3 protein-coding genes are annotated in these 4,438 nt (G+C 44.5%); all 3 read left to right on the top strand.

Annotated elements, in window-relative coordinates:
* Positions 1-266 precede the first annotated feature (266 nt).
* The 3 genes from AC805_RS15240 (at position 267) to AC805_RS15230 (ending at position 3,900) form a co-directional block, all read left to right on the top strand.
* On the top strand, positions 267-1,190 hold the full coding sequence (locus AC805_RS15240; RefSeq protein ID WP_055076211.1) for a LysR family transcriptional regulator: 924 nt from the start codon (positions 267-269) through the stop codon (positions 1,188-1,190).
* A 355-nt stretch (positions 1,191-1,545) separates the two neighbouring features.
* Entirely contained in the window at positions 1,546-2,574 is a 1,029-nt protein-coding gene (locus AC805_RS15235) for an anthranilate phosphoribosyltransferase family protein (RefSeq protein WP_055076210.1), read from the top strand.
* A gap of 201 nt (positions 2,575-2,775) precedes the next feature.
* On the top strand, positions 2,776-3,900 hold the full coding sequence (locus AC805_RS15230) for a class I SAM-dependent RNA methyltransferase (RefSeq protein WP_055076209.1): 1,125 nt from the start codon (positions 2,776-2,778) through the stop codon (positions 3,898-3,900).
* Positions 3,901-4,438: the final 538 nt, after the last annotated feature.

The following is a 4,438-nucleotide window of genomic DNA, read 5'->3' as shown; positions in this document are numbered from 1 at the left end:
ACTTGGCGACAGCTATAGCAATCCTAAATGTTTTGTGGAAGCGCACCCCAAAAAGGGTGCGCTTCCACAAAACCAAAAAACTACAAATGATTGAGGATTGCTATAGTTTTTGAAAGTAATGCTATAAATTCTTGTTACACATGCTACTTTTTTAAAGTCCTAGAAGCGGCTTAATAGCTGTTAATAGATTTATTTCAGTTTGATTAGCAAACTCTGTAGATCGAACTAAATAAAAGCTAATTATCAGCAGTTATTCTTGACTTCCCATGCGTTTGGAACAGTTACAGGCTTTTTTGGCAGTTGCAGAAACAGGAAATTTCCAGCAGGCGGCACAAAAGTGCGGGGTGAGTCAGTCAACCATCAGTCGGCAGGTGCAGTCGCTGGAAGCAACTGTGGGAATCACCCTTTTTCACCGACAGGGCAATGCTAAGTTGACTGTAGGAGGAGATCGCCTGCTAATCCATGCAAAGAAAATTTGCCAGATCTGGACGACGGCGGAGCAGGAGTTAAGCGATTTACGTGCAGGCAAACAAACCGAGCTTTGTGTGGCGGGAATTCCTTCGGCATGTGCCTATCAGTTACCACCCATCCTCCAAACCTTTGCTAAGACCTATCCCAATGTGCAGCTACGGGTGACTACTTTAGGCAGCGATCGCGCCCTCAAGGTTCTCAAAGATGGATTAATTGATATCGCGATCGTTATGAATAATCCCTTTTTGACAGCAAGCTCAGACATGGTAGTCGAACATCTATACGATGAAAAAATTCAACTGCTGCTACCCGCAAAACATCCGCTTAGTAAAAAAGAAACTTTGTCTTGGCGAGATTTACATAATTGTCCGCAGGCAGTATTTAAGGACGGTTATGGTTTACAACGTCTTGTCCAAGATCAGTTTAATCGTCAGGGGATTTCTTTAAATGCTGCCCTTGAGTTAAATTCTTTAGAAGCCTTTCGTGGGGTCGTTAAGCAAGGGAGTTTAGTCGCCCTTTTACCCGAAACTTTTGTGGTGGAATTAATTGGCGATCCCGATCTCGTAGTGCGATCGCTTAACGAACCGAATCTCACTCGCGAGATCGTTTTAGTTACCACTAGCGATCGCATCCAAATTCCACCAATTCAATATTTTTGCAAACTCGCTAGTCAGATGATTGGTCAGAGTCGTCCTACCATTCTTAAGAGTGCCTTTTAATCTACAGCGCTTTGCGCTCAAACCCAAACCAAGGAAATTTTTGAAAGCGTTGCTTAGCAACGCTTTCAAAAATTTTCCTGTGGTTCGTTTGATCGATAATTGCTGTAAGTAACTTGGTTTAAGAGAGTAGCGATGCTTCGCACCGCCACTCTCTTAAACCAAGTTATACCAATTCACTGAAGTGCGCCAACACTTTAGTGAATTAGAAAACAAACCCAGTAGGGTTTTGAGATTCCCAAAATGGCAACGCCATTTTGGGAATTGGTATTACTTGGCGACAGCTATAGATAGTCACTAATTTCTGGTCTATAATTCAACATCTGACCAACTTTTGTCTTAAATTCATCAAATAGTAATGAGTAAAGAATTTCGCGAATTTTTGCGTAAAGTTGGTAGCGGTACCCATACCAGCAAAAGCTTGACACGCCAAGAGGCAGAAACTGCCACAACCATGATGTTACAAGGGGTTGCCACCCCTGCCCAAATTGGTGCATTTATGATCGCCCATCGCATTAAGCGTCCAAACGGTGAAGAATTAGCGGGAATGCTGGATGCTTACAAATTGCTGGGGGCAAAGGTGGAGGCGATCGCTTCGGAAAAAAAAGTTCTAGTGCTAGGTTCGCCCTACGATGGTAGATCGAAGACCGCACCTGTTAGTCCTGCAACGGCGATCATGTTGGCAGCCGCAGGAATCCCCGTTCTGATGCATGGCGGCGATCGGATGCCGACTAAAGAGGGATTGCCCTTTATGGAAATCTGGCAAGCCCTAGGCTTAAATTGGCAAGATCTGAGCATCGAACAGGTACGGCAAAACTTGGAGACTCACCTTCTGGGCTTTGTTTATTTACCTAAGCATTTTCCCCTCGCTCAAAGTATCGTTCCCTATCGCGATCAGATTGGGAAACGCCCACCTTTCGCCACCCTTGAGCTAATGTGGTCTCCCTATCAAGGCAAACAAATGATCGTGTCAGGCTTTGTGCATCCACCGACGGAGACAAATATCCGCGAAGCTTTTGCGCTACATGACATTACCGAATTTGCTACGGTCAAGGGTTGGGAGGGGAGTGTCGATTTAGCCCGATCGCGTACGGCTATTATCGGTATCACTCGTGGCGATCGCTTTGAGCGATTGACCCTATCGGCAAGAAACTACGGATTTACTCCCGAAGATCCAGCGATCGGCGATGCTTCCGAAATAGCCACCAAAATCCTCTCTGCCCTCAAAGCGGAGCCTTCCGAATATCTCAATTCCGTATTGTGGAACTGTGGCTTTTATCTCTGGCTCTATGGAATACATGGTGAGATTGAAGAGGCGATCGCCCATGCCAGAGAGATTATCAGCAGTGGCGAGGCATGGCAAAAGTTAGAGGATTTACGGGGTTAAGTTCCTTTATTACAGCGCTTTGCGCTCAAGCCCAAACCAAAGAAATTCTTGAAAGCGTTGCTAAGCAACGCTTTCAAGAATTTCTTTGTGGTTCGTTTGATCGATAATTGCTGTAAAAAAAGTAAGAACCATAGATTGGCGATCGCCAGTTAACCAAAATATATTTCGGTAATTCATCCTCCTTTAAATTATGATGGTTTCATGAATCAATATTTTGCGACTGTGGCGAGGGGCTTAGAAGCGCTTGCAGCACAGGAATTAGAACAATTAGGTGCGCATTCCGTTGAGGCGGGATTTTGTGGTGTTAGCTTTGAAGGCGATCGCACTTTACTTTATCGCGTCAATCTCTGGGCAAGACTTCCATTCCGCATCTTAATGCACCTCGATCAATTTGATTGCCTTGATGCGGATGATCTCTATCAAGGGATTAAAGCGATCGACTGGTCAGAATTTTTAACCCCTGAAATGACCTTGGCTGTGAATGCTACGGGCAAAAACGATCAGCTCAATCATACGCATTTCACAGCGCTCAAAGTCAAAAATGCGATCGTCGATCAGCAGATGGATAGATTTGGTGAGCGATCGGATGTAGATACCCATGAAGCCGATTTGCGAATCGGTGTGCATATTGATGACAATGGTTGCACCGTTAGCCTCGATAGCTCTGGCAATAGCCTTCACCGTCGCGGTTATCGTCCTGCGGTGGGAGCTGCACCTTTAAAGGAATCCCTTGCGGCTGCGCTCATTCAGATGTCAGGGTGGCAACCCGATCAAATGTTTTATGATCCCCTCTGCGGATCGGGAACCTTGCCACTAGAAGCGAGTTTAAAAGCCCTCAATATTGCCCCTGGAATGTTTCGTGAACATTTTGGCTTTGAGACTTGGCTAGATTTCGATCAGGAACTTTTAGCGAGACTAATTCAAGAAGCTGACGATAATCGTTTAGATGCTTTACCTGCGCCGATCTGGGGTAGCGATCGCAATCCTGAAGTGGTTGATCAAGCAATTATTAATGCTAAAAATTGCGGCTTAGCCAATCACGTTTATTTCTCCGCATTAGATCTGGCGGAAGTTGTTGCGCCTGCGGATAGTGGGGTTGTTTTTTGCAATCCTCCCTATGGTGAGAGATTAGGGCGTGATAGTGATTTGGGCGCTTTTTATAAGCTATTAGGAAATGTTCTCAAGCAGCAATTTAAGGGTTGGACTGCTTTTGTCCTGAGTGGTAATAAACAGCTATCGCAAACGATTGGATTGAAGTGTGCGGAACGAACGGCGGTATTTAATGGAGCTTTGCCCTGTCAGTTGATGAAGTACGAGCTATATTAACGTGAGTTCGGTTTAAGCAGAATTGGGCAAAGCCCATTCCATTGGGACAAATATGCAGGCAGGTAGATCGGAATCGCCATAATTTCACTCATGCAAAGATATCGTGACCTTTGTTTTGGCTGTATTCCATTGCCCAGCAATGATTGTCGCCATTTTGGTTCAAATATAGCTATAGCCAAATAAGTTAAGACATAAAACCCAGAAGAGTGCTGCGGCGCTTCGCGCCGCAGCACTCTTCTGGGTTTTGTTTTTGTCCTAATATAACTGGCTACTGCTATATTTGGCAAAAATCATCGACGTGACCGAAAGGTTTTTCTAAACTATTAGTCATGGGAGTTACTTCGCTGAATTTGGTTTTTTTATTTTCAGCTTATCGAGTTTCCCCTTTTTTTGTCATTATCCTTATCCCGAGCTGACGTTATACCAATTCCCAAAATGGCAACGCCATTTTGGGAATCTCAAAACCTTACTGGGTTTGGTGTTTAATTCACAAAAGTGTTGTCACACTTTCGTGAATTGGTATTATTACAAGCTATTG

The organism is Pseudanabaena sp. 'Roaring Creek', from assembly GCF_001402795.1.
Lineage (GTDB): Bacteria > Cyanobacteriota > Cyanobacteriia > Pseudanabaenales > Pseudanabaenaceae > Pseudanabaena.
The sequence above is the reverse complement of the archived record's forward strand: the minus strand, read 5'-3'. Positions and strand labels throughout refer to the sequence as shown.

Bases quoted from the DNA above. Each gene is read 5' to 3' on its own strand.
- AC805_RS15240 (WP_055076211.1), top strand. From the start codon at position 267: ATGCGTTTGGAACAGTTACAGGCTTTTTTGGCAGTTGCAGAAACAGGA.
- AC805_RS15235 (WP_055076210.1), top strand. From the start codon at position 1,546: ATGAGTAAAGAATTTCGCGAATTTTTGCGTAAAGTTGGTAGCGGTACC.
- AC805_RS15230 (WP_055076209.1), top strand. From the start codon at position 2,776: ATGAATCAATATTTTGCGACTGTGGCGAGGGGCTTAGAAGCGCTTGCA.